This window comes from Xenophilus arseniciresistens (assembly GCF_028023875.1).
Taxonomy (GTDB): domain Bacteria; phylum Pseudomonadota; class Gammaproteobacteria; order Burkholderiales; family Burkholderiaceae_C; genus Xenophilus; species Xenophilus arseniciresistens.
On the sequence record NZ_JAQIPB010000008.1, the window covers coordinates 1 to 17,407 of the forward strand.

A 17,407-nucleotide genomic window follows, 5' to 3' on the forward strand; every position below is an offset into this window, starting at 1 on the left:
AGGGAAGCTCATCGCAGCCCGCCCCTCGGCGTTGCGCTCCTTGTGCGTGCACATGCACGCACGGCGTCGCGCGCCTTGATGGGCGGGCTGGGATGAGCTTCGCGACCCCTGAAATAGCGTTAACAGGCCCTAAACTGCCCGCGCCATGCCACGCCTCGACATCAACCGCTCCGGTGAAATGGAAGCCTTCGTGCAGGTGGTGGACCGCGGTGGCTTCTCGGCCGCGGCGCGCGCGCTGGGCCTGACGCCCTCGGCCATCAGCAAGCTCATCGGCCGGCTCGAGGCGCGCCTGGCCACGCAACTGGTGCATCGCTCCACCCGCAAGCTGCTGCTCACGCCCGAGGGCCAGACCTTCTACGAGCGCAGCGTGCGCGTGCTGGCCGACCTGGACGAGGCCGAGCGCTGCGCCGCCGCCGGGGCGCTGCCGCGCGGGCGCGTGTCGTTGAACGCCAGCGTGAGCTTCGGCCACATCGTGCTGCTGCCGCTGCTGCCTGCCTTCCTGGCCGCGCATCCGCATGTGACGCTGGACATCAGCCTGACCGACCGCGTGGTCGACCTGATGGACGAGCGCGCCGACATCGCGATCCGCTGGGGCCAGCTGCCGCCTTCAGACCTGGTGGCGCGCCTGCTGGGCCACACGCGCCAGGCCATCGTGGGTTCGCCCGAGTACCTGCAAAAGCACGGCACGCCGACCACGCGCGAGGAACTGGAGCGTCACAACCGCCTGGGCAGCAACTACCGCCGCCGCGCGCCCGACTGGCCGCTGCGCATCGAGGGCAAGGCCGTGGACATGCCCATCATCGGCAACGTGCGCGCCTCCGATGGCGACACGCTGCGGCACCTGGCGCTGCAGGGCGTGGGCCTGGCGCGGCTGTCGATCTATCACATCCATGCCGACCTGCAGGCCGGCCGGCTGGTGCCGGTGATGGAAGCCTTCAACCCCGAGGACATCGAGCCCATCCATGCGGTGTACCTAGGCAAGCCGGGCCGGCTGCCGGCGCGCATCCGGGCGGTGCTGGACTTTCTGGTGGCGCACGTCGTGCTGCCGCCGACGCACGGCCAGTCCTAGTCAACGTCTCCGCCTTCTGCGTCCGAGGGGCCGGCGATCCAGTCCTGGTCCAGCCGCTGCATGTTCTCGAGGATCTTCAGCAGGTAGTGCAGGGTGTGGGTGACGTCGTTGACCGAGAAGTCGCCCAGGATGTCCTCGTAGTAGGCCGCGATCTTGGGCCGGGCCAGCTCATGCCACACATGCCGCCCCGAGGCCGTCATGCTCACCAGGCGTGAACGGCGGTCGCGTCCATCGGGCATCACGGCCAGGTGCCCGTCGCGCTCCATCCGGCTGATCAGCCCGGACAGGTTCTGGCGGCTGACCATCAGGTAGCGCGCCAGATCACCCACGCTCATGCCGTCGCGCGCCTTCTCGCGCGAGAGCGCGCCCAGCACCGCCCACTGCTGGGTGGTCAGGCCTTCCGCCTCCACGGCGCGGGAGCCTGTTTTATGCAACATGTTTGCGCATTGATAGAGTCTAAAGAACAGCCTGTTGGCCAGTTCAAGTCGCGCTGAATTGCTCTCTTTATTAGGGTCAACCATGAGATTTGCCTGCTTTCTTGCGCTTGCCCGGTGGCGATGCGATGCCTAGAATTTACGTCAACATATTGACTCAATCGAGTTCCCGATCGACACCCCAGGGTCAGCCCTGACAAGCCAAGGAGATGAGATGAAGCGATTCCAACACAAGACCGTCGCGGTCACGGGCGGCGGCGGCGGCATCGGTGGCGCCACCTGCCTGCGCCTGGGCGCCGAGGGCGCGCGCGTGGCGGTGCTCGACCTGAACCTGGATGCGGCCGAGAAGGTCGCTTCGCAGATCCGCGAAGCCGGCGGTGAGGCGCTGGCGCTGCGCGTGGACATCACCGACCGCGCCAGCGTTGATGCCGGCGTGGCGGCCATCAAGGCGCAATGGGGCCCGGTGGAGGTGCTCGTCAACAACGCGGGCTGGGACGTCTTCAAGCCCTTCGTGAAGACGGTGCCCGCGGAGTGGGAGCGGCTGATCGCCATCAACCTGACCGGCGCGCTGCACATGCTGCACGCCGTGCTGCCCGACATGGCCGAGCGCCGCTACGGCCGCATCGTGAACATCGCCTCCGACGCGGCGCGCGGCGGCTCGTCGGGCGAAGCCGTGTACTCGGCCTGCAAGGGCGGGCTGGTGGCGCTGTCCAAGACGCTGGCGCGCGAGCATGCGCGCCAGGGCATCACCGTGAACGTGGTCTGCCCCGGCCCGACCGACACCGCCTTGCTGGCCGGCGTGGCCGAGGGCGCGCGCGACCCGGCCAAGCTGCTCGAAGCCTTCCGCAGCGCCATCCCGCTGGGCCGCCTGGGCCAGCCCGACGACCTGGCCAGCGCCATCGCCTTCTTTGGCAGCGACGACGCCAGCTTCGTGACCGGCCAGGTGGTCTCGGTCTCGGGCGGGCTGACCATGCATGGCTGAACCGGCATCCATCCACCTTCCTACACCCAAGGAGACGAGCATGACTTTCGAAGACATCCTGTACGAAGTGCGCAACGGCGTGGCCTGGATCACGATCAACCGACCCGAGAAGATGAACGCCTTCCGCGGCACCACCTGCGACGAGATCATCAAGGCGCTGAACAAGGCGGGCTATGACCGCGAAGTGGGCTGCATCGTGCTGGCCGGGGCGGGCGAGCGCGCCTTCTGCACGGGCGGCGACCAGTCGGCGCATGACGGCAACTACGACGGCCGCGGCACCATCGGCCTGCCGATGGAGGAGCTGCACACCGCCATCCGCGACGTGCCCAAGCCCGTGATCGCGCGCGTGCAGGGCTTCGCCATCGGCGGCGGCAACGTGCTGTGCACCATCTGCGACCTGACCATCTGCTCGGACAAGGCGGTGTTCGGCCAGGTCGGCCCCAAGATGGGCTCGGTCGATCCGGGCTACGGCACGGCCTTCCTGGCCCGCGTGGTGGGCGAGAAGAAGGCGCGCGAGATCTGGTACCTGAACAAGCGCTACTCGGGCCAGGAGGCCGTGGCCATGGGCCTGGCCAACATCTGCGTGCCGGCCGAAGAGCTGGACGCCACCGTGCAGGAATGGGCCGAGACCATCTGCGAGCGCAGCCCGACGGCGATTGCCATCGCCAAGCGCAGCTTCAACATGGACACGGCGCACCAGGCCGGCATCGCGGGCATGGGCATGTACGCGCTCAAGCTGTACTACGACACCGAGGAATCGCGCGAGGGCGTGGCCGCGCTCAAGGACAAGCGCAAGCCCGAGTTCCGCAAGTACGCCAAGTGAGCAGGGCGCCGCGATGAACCCGAACCCCTACGTCGACGAAGACCTGCAGGCGCTGGCCGAAACGGCCCGGCGCTTTGCCCAGGAGCGCGTGGCGCCCGGCTTCCTGGAGCGGGACAAGACGCGCGAATTCGACCGCGCGCTGCTGCGCGAGATGGGCGAGCTGGGCTTCATCTGCCCCGAGCTGCCCGAGCAGTTCGGCGGCCTGGGCATGGGCTGCCTGGCCGCGGGCGTGATCCACGAGGAAATCGCGCGCGCCGACCTGAGCTTCTCCTACCTGAACCTGCTGGCTTCGCTCAACGGCCAGATCCTCTCGCGCTACGGCGACCCGGCGGTCGTCGGCCCGTGGCTGCAAAAGCTCACGCGCGGCGAGGCGATCTGCGCCATCGCGCTGACCGAGCCGCGCGGCGGCTCCGACGCGGCCAACCTGCGCCTGCGCATCGAGCGCGATGGCGACTTCTACGTCATCAACGGCGAGAAGACCTCCATCTCCGCGGCCGACCAGGCCGACATCACGGTGGTGTTCGGCCGCACCGGCAAGCCCGAAGACGGCGCGCACGGCGTGACGGCCCTGCTGGTGCCCATGGACAGCCCGGGCCTGAGCACCAACCGCTTCGACTGCCACGGCCAGCGCGCCATCGGCCGCGGCTCGATCTTCTTCGAGAACGTGCGCGTGCCCGTCAGCCACCGGCTGGGCGATGAGAACAAGGGCTTCGTGCAGGTCATGCATGGCTTCGACTTCTCGCGCTCGCTGATCGGCCTGCAGTGCCTGGCGGTGGCCCGCGTGGCGCTGGAGGAGACCTGGGAATACATCACCCAGCGCCAGGCCTTCGGACAGCCGCTGTCGGCCTTCCAGGGCGTGACGCACCCGCTGGCCCAGTACGACACCGAGGTCGAGGGCGCGCGCCTGCTGTGCCTGCAGGGCCTGTGGCTCAAGGACCGCGGCCTGCCGCACACCGCCGAAGCCGGCATGGCCAAGTGGTGGGGCCCGAAGCTGGCCTACGACGTGATCCACCAGTGCCTTCTTTGCTACGGCCACGGTGGCTATGACCGCGGCCTGATGGAGCAGCGCCTGCGCGACGTGCTGGGCTTCCAGATCGGCGACGGCACGGCACAGATCATGAAAACCATCATCGCGCGCACGCGCGCCGGCCGGAAGTTCGTGCCGGCCTGAAGCGAAGCGGCCGGCCCCTCGGCAGGCGAGGCCGGCCCCTCGGCCTCACCCCGGAAAAAAGGAGACAACACCATGGATTTCGACGCAGTTCTGCTGCCGCCGCGCCGTGCGCGCATGCTCGCCCAGGGCCTGTGGCACGAGCGCACCATCAATGACGACCTGCAGGCCTGCCTGCAAGCCTGCCCCGACAAGCTGGCGCTGACCGCTGTGCGAGTGGAGGCGGGCGACACGCGCGCCTTCACCTACCGCGAACTGGCGCGCATGGCCGACCGGGTGGCCGTGGGCCTGTCGCGCCTGGGCGTGGGCCGCAACGACGTGGTGGCCTGCCAGCTGCCCAACTGGTGGCAGTTCACGGTGACCTACCTGGCCTGCTCGCGCATCGGCGCGGTGATGAGCCCGCTGATGCACATCTTCCGCGAGCGCGAGCTGTCCTTCATGCTCAAGCACGGCCAGGCCAAAGTCATGATCGTGCCCAAGTCCTTCCGCGGCTTCGATTTCGAGGCCATGCTGGCCGGGCTCAAGCCCAGCCTGCCCGACCTGCAGCGCGTGGTGGTGGTGGACGGGCAGGGGCCCGACAGCTTCGAGGCACTGCTCAGCGGCCCGGCCTGGGAGCAGGAGCCCGACGCGCAGCAGGTGCTCACCGGCAGCCGCCCAGGCCCCGACGACGTGACCCAGCTGATCTACACCTCGGGCACCACGGGCGAGCCCAAGGGCGTCATGCATTCGGCCAACACGGTCATGGCCAACATCATTCCCTACGCCCAGCGGCTGCAGCTGGACGCCGAGGACGTGGTGCTGATGGCCTCGCCCATGGCGCATCAGACCGGCTTCATGTACGGCCTGATGATGCCCATCATGCTCAAGGCCAGCGCGGTGCTGCAGGACATCTGGGCGCCGCACAAGGCCATCGAGCTGATCCGCGCGCACCAGGTGTCGTTCACGATGGCCTCCACACCTTTCCTGACCGACCTGGCCAAGACGGTGGCCGAAAGCGGGCAGGGCGTGCCCACGCTGCGCACCTTCCTGTGCGCAGGGGCGCCCATCCCTGGCGCGCTGGTGGAACAGGCGCGCGCGGCGCTGGGCGCCAAGATCGTCTCGGCCTGGGGCATGACCGAGAACGGCGCCGTCACGCTGACGAAGCTGGACGATGAGGACGAGCGCTCCTTCAGCACCGACGGCTGCCCGCTGCCGGGCGTGGAACTCAAGGTGGTGGACGCCGACGACCGCAGCCTGCCGCCCGGGCAGCCGGGCCGGCTGTTGCTGCGCGCCTGCTCCAACTTCGGCGGCTACCTGCAGCGGCCCCATCTCAACGGCACCGATGCCGAGGACTGGTTCGACACCGGCGACCTGGCGCGCATCGACGAGCGCGGCTACGTCCGTATCACGGGCCGCAGCAAGGACGTGATCATCCGCGGCGGCGAAAACATCCCGGTGGTCGAGATCGAGTCGCTGCTGTACCGCCATCCGGCCATCGCCATGGCGGCCATCGTGGCCTACCCCGACGAGCGCCTGGGCGAGCGCGCCTGCGCCGTGGTGGTCCCCAGGCCGGGCCAGCAGATCGAGCTGGCGCAGATCCAGGCCTTCCTCAAGTCGCAGAAGGTGGCGATCCAGTACGTGCCCGAACGCCTGATCGTTCGCGAAACGCTGCCGTCCACCCCCTCGGGAAAGATCCAGAAGTTCAAGCTGCGCGAGATGCTGCGCGACGGCCTGGCCTGAAAGCGCGACCTGCGCATTTGTTTGGTGATCGACATACACAACGACGGAGACAAGCATGAACCTTTCCCTCATCCGCAAGCCGGTTCGCCGGATGGCCCTGGCGCTTGGGCTGCTGGGCCTTGGCGGCCTGGCGCAGGCCCAGGCGCCGCAGGCCGCGAACTGGCCCGCCAAGCCCATCCGCATCGTCGTGGGCTTCGCGCCGGGCGGCAGCACCGACGTGATGGCGCGCATCCTGGCGCAGTCGCTGGGCGAATCGCTGGGGCAGCCGGTGGTGATCGACAACAAGCCCGGCGCCAGCGGCAACATCGCGGCCGGCGAAGTCGTGCGCGCGGCGCCTGATGGCTACTCCTTCCTGATCGCGCCCACCTCGGTCGAGACGGCCAACCCCTCGCTGTTCAAGTCCAACATCCTGCCCTCGCGCGACCTCACGCCCGTGGGCGGCGTGGGCAAGACGCAGATGTACTTGGTGGCCAAGCCGCAGATGGCGGCCAAGGATGCGCGCGAGCTGGTGGCCCTGGCCAAGGCGCGGCCGGGCTCGATGTCCTACGCGTCGGCAGGCGCGGGCACGCCACCGCACCTGGCCTGCGAGCTGTTCAAGCTGGCCACCGGCACTGCCATCACCCACGTGCCCTACCGGGGCGCCGCGCCCGCGCTGCAGGACGTGATGGCCGGCCAGGCCGATTTCGTCTGCGATCCGGGCATCGCCTTTCCGCACATCCGCACCGGCAAGGTCAAGCTGCTGGGGGTGGTGAGCGCGCAGCGCTCGCCCTTCTTCCCCGACGTGCCCACGGTGGCCGAACAGGGCTTCGCGGGCGCCGACCTGGACATCTGGTTTGGCATGTGGGCGCCCAACGGCACCCCGCCCGAAACCATCGCGCGCATGAACCGCGAGCTGGCCAAAGCCCTGGCCGCCCCGACCACGCGAAGCCGCTATGCAGACCTTGGCGCCGAGCCGGCGCCCATGGCCACGGCGGAGTTCAAGAAGCTGCTTGGCAGCGAGTCGGCCCTGCTGACGCGGCTGATCAAGGAACAGAACATCTCGGTAGATTGACGCCGCGCGAAGGCCCAGCCCTCATGGACTATCGGAACATCCTCGTGCGCACCGAGGCCCGCGTGGGCCTGGTCACGCTCAACCGGCCGCGCCAGCTCAATGCCCTGAACGACGCCCTGATGGACGAGCTGGGCGCGGCACTGCTGGGCTTCGATGCCGACCCGGCCATCGGCGCCATCGTCATCACCGGTGGCGACAAGGCCTTCGCGGCAGGCGCCGACATCGAAGCCATGGCCGACTGGGACTGCATGCAGGTCCAGGAGCGCCAGTTCATCACCCGCAACTGGGAGACGCTGCGCCAGGTCCGCAAGCCCGTGCTGGCGGCCGTGGCGGGCTACGCCATGGGCGGCGGCTGCGAGCTGGCCCTGGGCTGCGACATCGTCATCGCCGCGGAGTCGGCGCAGTTCGCGCTGCCCGAGATCAAGCTGGCCATGCTGCCCGGCGCGGGCGGAACCCAGCGGCTGCCGCGCGCCATCGGCAAGGCCAAGGCCATGGACATGTGCCTGTCGGCCCGTGCGCTCACGGCGCAGGAGGCCGACCGCTACGGCCTGGTCTCGCGCGTGGTGCCCGACGAACAACTGCTCGATGCTGCGCTGGCCCTGGCCACGCGCATCGCCGGCTTCTCGCTGCCGGCGCTGATGGCGATCAAGGAATGCGTGAACCGCGCCGACCAGGGTGCGCTGGACGAGGGCATCCTGTTCGAGCGCCGCGCGCTGTACGCACGTTTTGCCAGCGCCGATGCACACGAGGGCATGCACGCCTTCCTGGGCAAGCGCGCGCCCAACTTCCTGCATCGCTGACCCACGGAGCTACCCGCATGGCGCTTGACACCGAATCCTTTGACATCCTGCTGGCCACGGTGCAGCGCTTCGTGCGCGAGCAGCTGATGCCGGCCGAGAACCACCTCGAGGAACACGACGAGGTGCCCGCCGAGCTGATCGAGCGCATGAAGCAGATGGGCCTGTTCGGCCTGACCATCCCCGAGGAATACGGCGGCATCGGCCTGTCGGTCAGCCAGGAGGTGCTGGTCAACCACGAGCTTGGCCAGACCGCGCCGGCCTTCCGCTCGGTGTTCGGCACCAACATCGGCATCGGCTCGCAGGGCATCCTGATGGACGGCACCGCCGAGCAGAAGCGCGAGTACCTGCCGCAGGTGGCCAGCGGCGAGCTGATCATGTCCTTCGCGCTGACCGAGCCCGACGCGGGCACCGATGCCTCCTCGCTCAAGACCCGGGCCGAGCCGGACGGCGACCACTACGTGCTCAACGGCACCAAGCGCTTCATCACCAATGCACCGCGTGCCGGCGCCTTCACCTTGATGGCGCGCACGGGCGGCGCGGGCGCGGCCGGGGTCTCGGCCTTCATCGTGCCCGCGGATGCGCCCGGCATCCAGCTGGGCCGCAACGACCGGAAGATGGGCCAGCGCGGCACCAAGACCTGCGATGTCGTGCTCGAAAACGTCCGCGTGCCGGCCGCGAACATCATTGGCGGCGTGCCCGGCCAGGGCTTCAAGACGGCGATGAAGGTACTCGACCGCGGGCGGCTCAACATCTCTGCCGTGGCCTGCGGCATGGCCCGGCGCGTGCTGGACGATTCGGCACGCTACGCCCGCGAGCGCCGGCAGTTCGGCAAGCCCATCGGCGAGTTCCAGCTCGTGCAGGCCATGCTGGCCGACAGCCAGGCCGAGCTGCTGGCCGGCTGGGCGCTGGTGCGCGAGGTGGCGGCGGCCTTCGACCTCAAGGCCCCGGAGCTGTCCGACCCGGACGTGTCGATGCGCGTGTCCTGCGCCAAGCTCTTTTGCACCGAGATGCTCGGCCGCGTGGCCGACCGGGGCGTGCAGGTGCATGGCGGCGCCGGCTACATCAATGAATACCCGGTCGAGCGCTTCTACCGCGACGCCCGGCTGCTGCGCCTGTACGAAGGCACGACGCAGGTGCAGCAGCTCATCATCGGGCGCGAGCTGCAGCGTGCGGCATGAATGAATAGATGAAGCAAGGAGTGATGCCATGAAGGTTCTGGTCCCCGTCAAGCGGGTTGTGGATTACAACGTGAAGGTCCGCGTGAAGTCGGACGGCACAGGCGTGGACATCGCCAACGTCAAGATGAGCATGAACCCCTTCGACGAGATTGCCGTGGAAGAGGCCGTGCGCCTGAAGGAAAAGGGCGTGGTCACGGAAGTGATCGCCGTCTCCTGCGGTGACGCCAAGTGCCAGGAAACGCTGCGCACGGCCATGGCCATTGGCGCCGACCGCGGCATCCTGGTCGAAACCACCGAAGAGCTGCAGCCCCTGGCCGTGGCCAAGCTGCTCAAGGCCCTGGTCGACAAGGAACAGCCCGGCCTGGTGATCCTGGGCAAGCAGGCCATCGACGACGACGCCAACCAGACCGGCCAGATGCTGGCGGCCCTGACGGACCTGCCCCAAGCCACCTTCGCAAGCAAGGTGGAAGTGGCCGGCGACAAGGTCAACGTCACGCGCGAAGTCGACGGCGGCCTGGAAACCCTGAGCCTGTCGACCCCCGCCGTCATCACCACCGACCTGCGCCTGAACGAGCCGCGTTATGTGACGCTGCCCAACATCATGAAGGCCAAGAAAAAGCAGCTCGATACCGTCAAGCCCGAGGAGCTGGGTGTGGATGTCACGCCGCGCCTGAAGACCCTCAAGGTGGTCGAGCCTGCCAAGCGCGGTGCAGGCGTGAAGGTGCCCGACGTCGCCGCCCTGGTGGACAAGCTCAAGAACGAAGCCAAGGTCATCTGAGGCCGAAGGAAGGAACACAGACATGACCGCACTCGTCATTGCAGAACACGACAACCAGTCGATCAAGCCCGCCACCCTGAACACCGTCACGGCCGCAGCGGCAGCCGGTGGCGATGTCCACATCCTCGTGGCCGGCCAGAACGCGGCTGAAGCCGCCAAGGCCGCCGCGCAGATCGCCGGCGTGGCCAAGGTCATCCATGCCGAAGGCGCCAGCCTGGCCGACGGCCTGGCCGAGAACGTGGCCGCGCAAGTGCTGGCCATCGCCGGCGACTACAGCCACATCCTGTTCCCGGCCACCGCCAGCGGCAAGAACGTGGCCCCGCGCGTGGCCGCCAGGCTCGATGTGGCGCAGATCAGCGACATCACCAAAGTCGTGGCCGCCGACACCTTCGAGCGCCCCATCTACGCCGGCAACGCCATTGCCACCGTGCAAAGCGCAGACGCCAAGAAGGTCATCACCGTGCGCACCACGGGTTTTGACGCCGCAGCCGCCACCGGTGGCAGCGCCGCGGTGGAAACCAGGGACGCCGTGGCCGACAGCGGCAAGAGCGCCTTCGTGGGCCGCGAAGTGAGCAAGAGCGACCGCCCCGAGCTGACGGCCGCCAAGATCATCGTCTCGGGTGGCCGCGCACTGGGCTCCAGCGAGAAGTTCAATGAAGTGATGACCCCGCTGGCCGACAAGCTGGGCGCGGCCATCGGCGCCAGCCGCGCGGCCGTGGATGCGGGCTACGCCCCCAACGACCTGCAGGTGGGCCAGACGGGCAAGATCGTCGCGCCGCAGCTGTACATCGCGGCGGGCATCTCGGGCGCCATCCAGCATCTGGCCGGCATGAAAGACTCCAAGGTGATCGTGGCGATCAACAAGGATCCGGAAGCACCGATCTTCAGCGTGGCCGACTACGGCCTGGAGGCGGACCTGTTCACGGCCGTGCCGGAGCTGGTCAAGGGCCTGTGAGGGCCTCCGCGCCCCGATCGCTTCCACCCATTTGCTTGCCGCCATGCCCCTGGACGCCTACATCTGCGACGCCATCCGCACCCCCTTCGGCCGCTACGGCGGTGCCCTGAGCAGCGTGCGCACCGACGACCTGGGCGCGCTGCCCATCCGCGCGCTGATGACGCGCAACCCCGGCGTGGACTGGCAGGCCGTGGACGACGTGCTCTACGGCTGCGCCAACCAGGCCGGCGAAGACAACCGCAACGTCGCGCGCATGTCGGCGCTGCTGGCCGGTCTGCCCATCGAGGTGCCCGGCGCCACCATCAACCGCCTGTGCGGCTCGGGCCTGGATGCCGTTGGCTCAGCCGCGCGCGCCATCCGCGCGGGCGAGGCGCAGCTCATGATCGCCGGCGGCGTCGAAAGCATGAGCCGCGCCCCCTTCGTCATGCCCAAGGCCGAAACGGCCTTCGCCCGCGCCAACGCGGTGTACGACACCACCATCGGCTGGCGCTTCGTCAACCGGCTCATGAAGGCCCAGTACGGCGTGGACTCCATGCCCGAGACGGCCGAGAACGTGGCCACCGAGCACGGCATCGCGCGCCAGGCGCAGGACCGCATGGCCCTGGCCAGCCAGCAGCGCGCGGTGGCGGCGTAAAAGCGCGGCTTCTTCGATGCCGAGATCGTGCCCGTGCAGATCCCGCAAAAGAAGGGCGATCCGCTGGTCGTAGACAAGGACGAGCACCCGCGCGACACCAGCCTCGAAGCGCTGGCCAAGCTCAAGGGCGTGGTGCGCGAGGGCGGCAGCGTCACGGCGGGCAACGCCAGCGGCGTGAACGACGGCGCCTGCGCGCTGCTGATTGCCGGCGAGGCGGCGGCCACCCGGCATGGCCTCAGGCCCCGCGCGCGCATCGTGGGCATGGCCACGGCGGGCGTGGCGCCGCGCGTGATGGGCATCGGCCCGGCGCCGGCCACGCAGAAGGTGCTGGCGCAAACGGGGCTGCGGCTGGACCAGATCGACGTGATCGAACTCAACGAGGCCTTTGCGGCGCAGGGCCTGGCCGTGCTGCGCCTGCTGGGCCTGGCCGATGACGATGCGCGCGTGAACATCAACGGCGGCGCGATCGCGCTGGGCCACCCGCTGGGCGCCAGCGGCGCGCGCCTGGCCACCACGGCGGTGAACCAGTTGCACAGCGGCGGCGGCCGCTATGCGCTGTGCACCATGTGCATCGGGGTGGGGCAGGGCATTGCGGTGGTGCTGGAGAAAGTCTGAGCGGCCAGGCCGCTCACATCGATGCCGCCAGCATCTCCCTGTAGTCCTCGCGCGTAGCCAGCCGCGGGTTGGTCTTGTGGCAGTGGTCGGCCATGGCGCCGTCGATGATCTTGTCGAACAGGTCTTCGGTCACGCCCACTTCGGCCAGGCCCCGAGGCAGGCCCAGGCGGGCGTTCATGTCGCGGATCGCCTCGCCAATGTCGCCGGGCTGGTCCAGGTGCATGGCGCGGGCCATGCGCTGCAGGCGCAGCTCGCGCTGCACCGATTCGGCGCCGGCATTGAAGCGGATCACGGCGGGCAGGAAGAGGGCGTTGAGGGTGCCGTGGTGCAGGCGCGGGTCCACGCCGCCCAGGCTGTGGCTCAGGCTATGGACGCAGCCCAGGCCCTTCTGGAAGGCCATGGCGCCCTGCATGCTGGCACTCATGAGGTTCAGGCGCGCATCGCGGTCGCTGCCGTTTTGGGTGGCGCGCTCGATGTGCGCCCAGGCGCGCTCCAGGCCGTCCAGCGCGATGCCGTCGGCCGGCGGGTTGAAGGCCGGGGCCATGAAGGTTTCCATGCAGTGCGCGATGGCGTCCATGCCCGTGGCGGCCGTCAGCCTGGGCGGCAGGCCCAGCGTGAGTTCGGGGTCGCAGATCGCGGCCTTGGGCATCAAAAACCAGCTATGGAAGCCCAGCTTGCGATGGTCGTCCACGATCACGATGGCGCCGCGCGCCACTTCGCTGCCCGTGCCGCTGGTGGTGGGCACCGCGATCAGCGGCGCCACCTTGTCGGTGATCTTCGGCGAGCCGCCTTCGATGGTGGCGTAGGTCTTGAGCGGCCCTTCGTGCGTGGCCGCGATGGCCACGCCCTTGGCGCAGTCGATGGCCGAACCGCCGCCCACGGCGATCAGGCCGTCGCACTGGCCGCTGCGGTACAGCTCGACGGCGGCGCGCACGGCGGCTTCGGTCGGGTTGGAGGGCGTCTGGTCGAAGACCGTGACCGGCAGCGTACCCAGCGCATCGAGCGCCTTCTGCAGGATGCCCACGGCGCGCACGCCCGCGTCGGTGACCACCAGCGGGCGCGTGATGCCGATGCGGGCGCATTCGCTTTCCAACAGGCGCACCGCGCCGAAGTCGAACTGGATCTGGGTAAGGTAGTTGATCAGGGCCATGGAAGTGAGGCGAATTGGGGCGAAGTGAGGCGCTTTGGCGCGGCAGGCAGCGCAGACGACCCCGTGACGGCGGTAGCCGGCGCACTGCACTAGGATGCAAGGCGCTCAATCTAACAAAGCCTGCTTGCCCATGTACCGCTTCAAAACCCTTGGCGCTGTCGCCGCTGCAACACTGGTGACAGGCAAGGGGGTCGAAAGCCCCGGAGGCCGGCCATGAAGATCGCACCGCCGCCCCGGCCCGCGCTGACGCCGCGCATGGCTGGCGTGATCGAACGCATGGCGCGCGCCGGCCATCCGCCGCTGCACCAGCTCACGCCCGAGCAGGCCAAGGCCGCCTACGAAAAAGGCGCGGCCGTGCTCGAAGTGCCCAAGCCCGAACTGGCGCGCGCGCAGGACATCCGTATCCCCGCGCGCGACGGCACGGCGCTGCCTGCGCGCCTTTACGCGCCTTCGAACGACGTGCTGCCCGTGCTGCTGTACCTGCATGGCGGCGGCTTCACCGTGGGCAGCGTGGCCACGCACGACATCCTGTGCCGCGTGCTGGCACGCGATGCGGGCATCGCCGTGGTTTCGCTGGATTACCGGCTCGCGCCGGCGCACCGCTTTCCCACGGCCGTACACGACGCGTGGGACGCGCTGCAGCACCTGGCCGGCCCGGGCGCCAGCGCCCTGGGCCTGGACGGCACGCGCCTGGCCGTGGGCGGCGACAGCGCGGGCGGCACGCTGGCGGCGGTGTGCGCCATCCTCGCGCGCGACGCGGCGCTGAAGCTGGCCCTGCAACTGCTGATCTACCCCGGCACCACGGCGCGGCAGGACACCGATTCGCACCGCCGCTTTGCCAACGGCCCCGTGCTGACCGACGCGCTGGTGACATGGTTCTTCGCCCAGTACATCGACGATGCGCAGCGCGACGACTGGCGCTTTGCGCCGCTCAATGCCGAGGACGTGGACGGCGTGGCGCCGGCCTGGGTCGGGCTGGCCGAATGCGATCCGCTGGTCGATGAGGGACTGCAGTACGCCGACAAGCTGCGCGCGGCCGGCGTGCCGGTCGATCTGGAGCTGTACCGCGGCGTGGTGCACGAGTTCGTCAAGATGGGCCGTGCCGTGCCCGAAGCCCTGCAGGCCCATGCGCACATGGCCGCGGCCCTGCGCGCGGCCCTGAACGCCTGAGCAATCAAGACAAGAGCACTCCCATGAGCGACAACAAAGAGACAAGCACCGTGCCCGCGCGCGAGGACTTCCGCTTCTTCCACCGCCTGCGCGTGCGCTGGGCCGAGGTGGACATGCAGAAGATCGTCTTCAACGCGCACTACCTGATGTACTTCGACACCGCCATCGCCGACTACTGGCGCGCGCTGGCCCTGCCCTATGAAGAGGCCATGCTGCACCTGGAAGGCGACCTGTACGTGCGCAAGGCCACGGTGGACTACCGCGCCTCCGGCCGGGTGGACGATGTGCTGGACGTGGCCATGAAGTGCCGGCGCATCGGCAACTCGTCGCTGGTCTTCGACGGCGCGCTGTTTCGCCGCGATCAGTACCTGGTGGGCTGCGAGCTGGTGTACGTGTTTGCCGATCCGGCCACGCAGACCTCGCGCCCCGTGCCCGCGCCGCTGCGCGAGATCCTGCTCGGCTACGAAGCCGGCGAAGCCATGACGCGCGTCGAAACCGGCGACTGGGACACGCTGGGCGCCGAGGCCGGCGGCCTGCGCCGCCTGGTCTTCATCGACGAGCAGGGCATCCCCGAAGACATGGAATGGGACCTGGATGACGCGCGCAGCACCCATGCCGTGGTGCGCAACCGGCTGGGCCAGGTGGTGGGCGCGGCGCGCCTGCTGCCGGCCGATGCGCAGGGCGTGGCCCACGTCGGCCGCGTGGCCGTGCACCGCGTGCTGCGCGGCGGCGGCCATGGCGAGGCGCTGATGGCCGAGCTGGAATCGGTGGCCCGCGCGCGCGGCGACCGCGCCATCGCCCTCAACGCCCAGCGCAGCGCCGAGCGCTTCTACCTGCGCCAGGGCTACGCCGTCAGCGGCGAGCCTTTCGAGGAAGTGGGCATCCCGCACATCGAGATGCGCAAGGCCCTCTGATCCGAAGCTCAGCGGCGCGGCGGCGGGTCGGGCACATAGCCCATTTCGGAGGGCGAAGCCGGGAAGGGCTGCGGCGCCTGCGGGCGCGAAGGGCGGGGCGCGGGGATCACGCCACGCGCGATCAGGTTTTCGCGGCTGTCGTAGCGCACGCGGATCAGCTCGTCGGGCCGGCTCTGGGCGCGCGTGAACTGCGTGCGGCTCACCGGCGCATGCTCGCGCGCGCCGTGGCCGGTGCCCAGTTGCGGCGCCGGGCCGGCCGGGGCGCGCGAACGTTCGGCCTGGCGGGCCGTCGAGGCTGCGGGTGCTTCGGCCCGGGCCGCATCGGCGGCCCATGGCGCGCGGGCCTCTTCGCTGCGCGAGGCCACGGCCGGCGGAGGCAGCGGCGCTCTTTCACGAAACAGCGCGAGCCCGATCACACCCAGGTGCTCGGGCCGGCCGGTGCGGGTGGCGTAGGCATCGCCCGGCGCGGTGAACTCGAAGGCCGCGATCTGGTCATCGCTCTTGCGCCAGCCGGCCACATCCGCGCGCTCGCCGCCGTCCAGCACGTAGCCGCCCTGGTCCACGGAAGCCCGCTGCCCCGTCAGCACATTGAGGCCGTCCACCGACATCACGGCCAACAGGCGTTCGCCCTGCAGGTTGTGCACGCGCAGCGCATAGCGGGCGCCGGGCCGGCCGGCCACCCAGTATTCGCCTTCATGAAAGTGAAGGGGCAGCTCGCGCCCGCTGTCGCGGTCCAGCACGCTCAGTTGCATGAGCCGGCCTGTGCGTGTGCGGATGGGCGGGGGCATCAGGCTGCGCGCCGGGGCCGGCGCTGCCAGCCAGGGGGCCAGGGTGGCCAGCGCAGCGCTGGCGGCGAAGTGTCTGCGCTTCATGGTCCGCATCCTTTTTCTGACGAAGTGGTGATGCGGCTTCTACGGCGCAGCGCGGCCGGCGGGGTCAAGGCGAGCGCAAAAAAGCCGGCGCGGGGCCGGCTCTGCGATGGGAGCGGAGGCCTTGCCCGACTCAGATGTCTTCGCGCAGCGCGTAGGGCAGGGGCTGCACCTGCAGCTGCGGCCCGCTCACGCTGCCCGCATGCAGCGCGCCGGCCTGCAGCGCCGCGATCTGCATCGACACCAGCGCGGCCCACGGGCCCTGGCCGCTGGCGGCGCTCTGCACCACGGTGCCCACGGGCTGCTCGGCGTCGCTGGCGGCGAACACTTCCTGGCCCGGCTGCAGCGGCGCGTCGGCGCTCACCAGGTAGGCGCGGCGCTTGAGCGTGCCGCGGAACTGGCTGCGCGCCACGATTTCCTGGCCCGGATAGCAGCCCTTCTTGAAATTCACGCCGTCCACGGATTCGTAGTTCAGCATTTGCGGCACGAAGGCATCGACCACCGGCGCGCTCAATGTGGCCACGCCGCTGCGCACCTCCTGCCAGGCCCAGCCGGCCTCGGGCAGGGCGTCGCCGACGGGGGGCGGACTGGCCGCGGGCGCCAGCCACAGCGCGCGGGGCTGGCCGTCGGCCGGGTACAGGCTGATGCCGAAGGCCTCGCCCACGGACTGGCAGCGCCAGGGTTCGGCCTGCGCGTCGAGCCCGTTGGCCGCCAGCGCGGCGCCGGCCAGGCCATGCACGTGCCAGTCGGCCGAGACGTCGCTGAGCTTGAGCTTGGCCCGCAGCACGAACATGGACAGGCGCTTGAGCGTGGCGGCCAGGATGTCCTGGCTGCACAGCAGCAGCACGCGCTCGGGCGTGGGCCGGATGCCGATGAAGCTGGCGATCATGCGGCCCTTGGCCGTGCACAGGGCCGCCAGACGGGCCTGCTCGGGCTTCATGAGCACGAAATCCTGGGTCAGTTGGCCGTGCAGGAAGGCGGCGGCCTCGGGCCCTTCGGCCTGGATCACGCCCAGGTGGGCAAGTGCGGGTGTCACACCCTGAAAGACGGGGTCGGTCATCGCTGAATTATCATGGCCGGCTCCCGGCCCTGCCGTGG

General features: G+C 69.6%; 16 protein-coding genes and 1 pseudogene. 13 read left to right on the plus strand and 4 right to left on the minus strand.

Annotation, left to right across the window (positions count from 1 at the left end; genetic code table 11):
- Positions 1 to 145: 145 nt before the first annotated feature.
- The gene (locus PGB34_RS16355) at positions 146 to 1,069 is read left to right on the plus strand and encodes a LysR family transcriptional regulator (RefSeq protein ID WP_271429179.1); all 924 of its coding nucleotides are present in this window, start codon (positions 146 to 148) and stop codon (positions 1,067 to 1,069) included.
- Here the strand turns inward: PGB34_RS16355 and PGB34_RS16360 are convergent.
- The gene (locus PGB34_RS16360) at positions 1,066 to 1,590 is read right to left on the minus strand and encodes a MarR family winged helix-turn-helix transcriptional regulator (RefSeq protein ID WP_271429180.1); all 525 of its coding nucleotides are present in this window, start codon (positions 1,588 to 1,590) and stop codon (positions 1,066 to 1,068) included. The genes PGB34_RS16355 and PGB34_RS16360 overlap by 4 nt on opposite strands.
- Before the next feature lie 127 nt (positions 1,591 to 1,717).
- Between PGB34_RS16360 and badH the strand changes: the two genes are divergently transcribed.
- The 10 genes and pseudogenes from badH (at position 1,718) to pcaF (ending at position 12,206) form a co-directional block, all read left to right on the plus strand.
- Entirely contained in the window at positions 1,718 to 2,485 is a 768-nt protein-coding gene (badH, locus tag PGB34_RS16365; RefSeq protein ID WP_271429181.1) for a 2-hydroxycyclohexanecarboxyl-CoA dehydrogenase, read from the plus strand.
- Positions 2,486 to 2,525: 40 nt separating this feature from the next.
- Positions 2,526 to 3,308, plus strand: a complete 783-nt coding sequence (gene badI / locus PGB34_RS16370; protein WP_271429182.1) for a 2-ketocyclohexanecarboxyl-CoA hydrolase — start codon at positions 2,526 to 2,528, stop codon at positions 3,306 to 3,308.
- Positions 3,309 to 3,321: 13 nt separating this feature from the next.
- Positions 3,322 to 4,479: a cyclohexanecarboxyl-CoA dehydrogenase gene (gene aliB, locus PGB34_RS16375; RefSeq protein ID WP_271429183.1), complete on the plus strand. Its 1,158-nt coding sequence runs from the start codon at positions 3,322 to 3,324 to the stop codon at positions 4,477 to 4,479.
- Positions 4,480 to 4,551: 72 nt separating this feature from the next.
- A complete protein-coding gene (gene aliA / locus PGB34_RS16380) occupies positions 4,552 to 6,195 on the plus strand; it encodes a cyclohexanecarboxylate-CoA ligase (protein WP_271429184.1) in 1,644 nt (547 codons plus the stop codon).
- Between the two features lie 55 nt (positions 6,196 to 6,250).
- Positions 6,251 to 7,246, plus strand: coding sequence for a Bug family tripartite tricarboxylate transporter substrate binding protein (locus PGB34_RS16385; RefSeq protein ID WP_271429185.1), 996 nt, complete (start codon positions 6,251 to 6,253; stop codon positions 7,244 to 7,246).
- Positions 7,247 to 7,269: 23 nt separating this feature from the next.
- Entirely contained in the window at positions 7,270 to 8,046 is a 777-nt protein-coding gene (locus tag PGB34_RS16390; RefSeq protein ID WP_271429186.1) for an enoyl-CoA hydratase-related protein, read from the plus strand.
- Positions 8,047 to 8,063: 17 nt separating this feature from the next.
- Positions 8,064 to 9,224, plus strand: coding sequence for an acyl-CoA dehydrogenase family protein (locus PGB34_RS16395; RefSeq protein WP_271429187.1), 1,161 nt, complete (start codon positions 8,064 to 8,066; stop codon positions 9,222 to 9,224).
- Positions 9,225 to 9,252: 28 nt separating this feature from the next.
- On the plus strand, positions 9,253 to 10,002 hold the full coding sequence (locus PGB34_RS16400; RefSeq protein WP_271429188.1) for an electron transfer flavoprotein subunit beta/FixA family protein: 750 nt from the start codon (positions 9,253 to 9,255) through the stop codon (positions 10,000 to 10,002).
- Between the two features lie 22 nt (positions 10,003 to 10,024).
- Positions 10,025 to 10,957 (plus strand): electron transfer flavoprotein subunit alpha/FixB family protein, encoded by a 933-nt coding sequence (locus PGB34_RS16405; protein WP_271429189.1) that lies wholly within the window; start codon positions 10,025 to 10,027, stop codon positions 10,955 to 10,957.
- A gap of 43 nt (positions 10,958 to 11,000) precedes the next feature.
- Positions 11,001 to 12,206, plus strand: a pseudogene (gene pcaF, locus PGB34_RS16410) (3-oxoadipyl-CoA thiolase).
- 13 nt (positions 12,207 to 12,219) lie between these two features.
- On the opposite strand, the gene PGB34_RS16415 reads toward pcaF, so the two are convergent.
- A complete protein-coding gene (locus PGB34_RS16415) occupies positions 12,220 to 13,356 on the minus strand; it encodes an iron-containing alcohol dehydrogenase (protein WP_271429190.1) in 1,137 nt (378 codons plus the stop codon).
- 213 nt (positions 13,357 to 13,569) lie between these two features.
- On the opposite strand from PGB34_RS16415, the gene PGB34_RS16420 reads away from it, so the two are divergent.
- Positions 13,570 to 14,526: an alpha/beta hydrolase gene (locus tag PGB34_RS16420; protein ID WP_271429191.1), complete on the plus strand. Its 957-nt coding sequence runs from the start codon at positions 13,570 to 13,572 to the stop codon at positions 14,524 to 14,526.
- A gap of 23 nt (positions 14,527 to 14,549) precedes the next feature.
- Positions 14,550 to 15,440, plus strand: a complete 891-nt coding sequence (locus tag PGB34_RS16425) for a YbgC/FadM family acyl-CoA thioesterase (protein WP_271429192.1) — start codon at positions 14,550 to 14,552, stop codon at positions 15,438 to 15,440.
- Between the two features lie 8 nt (positions 15,441 to 15,448).
- On the opposite strand, the gene PGB34_RS16430 is transcribed toward PGB34_RS16425, so the two are convergent.
- Positions 15,449 to 16,312 (minus strand): hypothetical protein, encoded by an 864-nt coding sequence (locus tag PGB34_RS16430; RefSeq protein ID WP_271429193.1) that lies wholly within the window; start codon positions 16,310 to 16,312, stop codon positions 15,449 to 15,451.
- 130 nt (positions 16,313 to 16,442) lie between these two features.
- Positions 16,443 to 17,369: a CAF17-like 4Fe-4S cluster assembly/insertion protein YgfZ gene (gene ygfZ / locus PGB34_RS16435; protein ID WP_271429194.1), complete on the minus strand. Its 927-nt coding sequence runs from the start codon at positions 17,367 to 17,369 to the stop codon at positions 16,443 to 16,445.
- Between the last annotated feature and the right edge of the window lie 38 nt (positions 17,370 to 17,407).

Excerpts from the sequence above, each read along its gene's own strand:
- aliB (WP_271429183.1), top strand. The coding sequence starts at position 3,322 with ATGAACCCGAACCCCTACGTCGACGAAGACCTGCAGGCGCTGGCCGAA.
- PGB34_RS16360 (WP_271429180.1), bottom strand. The coding sequence starts at position 1,590 with ATGGTTGACCCTAATAAAGAGAGCAATTCAGCGCGACTTGAACTGGCC.
- badI (WP_271429182.1), top strand. The coding sequence starts at position 2,526 with ATGACTTTCGAAGACATCCTGTACGAAGTGCGCAACGGCGTGGCCTGG.
- PGB34_RS16430 (WP_271429193.1), bottom strand. The coding sequence starts at position 16,312 with ATGAAGCGCAGACACTTCGCCGCCAGCGCTGCGCTGGCCACCCTGGCC.
- PGB34_RS16425 (WP_271429192.1), top strand. The coding sequence starts at position 14,550 with ATGAGCGACAACAAAGAGACAAGCACCGTGCCCGCGCGCGAGGACTTC.
- PGB34_RS16390 (WP_271429186.1), top strand. The coding sequence starts at position 7,270 with ATGGACTATCGGAACATCCTCGTGCGCACCGAGGCCCGCGTGGGCCTG.
- PGB34_RS16400 (WP_271429188.1), top strand. The coding sequence starts at position 9,253 with ATGAAGGTTCTGGTCCCCGTCAAGCGGGTTGTGGATTACAACGTGAAG.
- aliA (WP_271429184.1), top strand. The coding sequence starts at position 4,552 with ATGGATTTCGACGCAGTTCTGCTGCCGCCGCGCCGTGCGCGCATGCTC.
- PGB34_RS16395 (WP_271429187.1), top strand. The coding sequence starts at position 8,064 with ATGGCGCTTGACACCGAATCCTTTGACATCCTGCTGGCCACGGTGCAG.
- PGB34_RS16355 (WP_271429179.1), top strand. The coding sequence starts at position 146 with ATGCCACGCCTCGACATCAACCGCTCCGGTGAAATGGAAGCCTTCGTG.
- PGB34_RS16405 (WP_271429189.1), top strand. The coding sequence starts at position 10,025 with ATGACCGCACTCGTCATTGCAGAACACGACAACCAGTCGATCAAGCCC.
- badH (WP_271429181.1), top strand. The coding sequence starts at position 1,718 with ATGAAGCGATTCCAACACAAGACCGTCGCGGTCACGGGCGGCGGCGGC.
- PGB34_RS16385 (WP_271429185.1), top strand. The coding sequence starts at position 6,251 with ATGAACCTTTCCCTCATCCGCAAGCCGGTTCGCCGGATGGCCCTGGCG.
- PGB34_RS16415 (WP_271429190.1), bottom strand. The coding sequence starts at position 13,356 with ATGGCCCTGATCAACTACCTTACCCAGATCCAGTTCGACTTCGGCGCG.
- PGB34_RS16420 (WP_271429191.1), top strand. The coding sequence starts at position 13,570 with ATGAAGATCGCACCGCCGCCCCGGCCCGCGCTGACGCCGCGCATGGCT.
- ygfZ (WP_271429194.1), bottom strand. The coding sequence starts at position 17,369 with ATGACCGACCCCGTCTTTCAGGGTGTGACACCCGCACTTGCCCACCTG.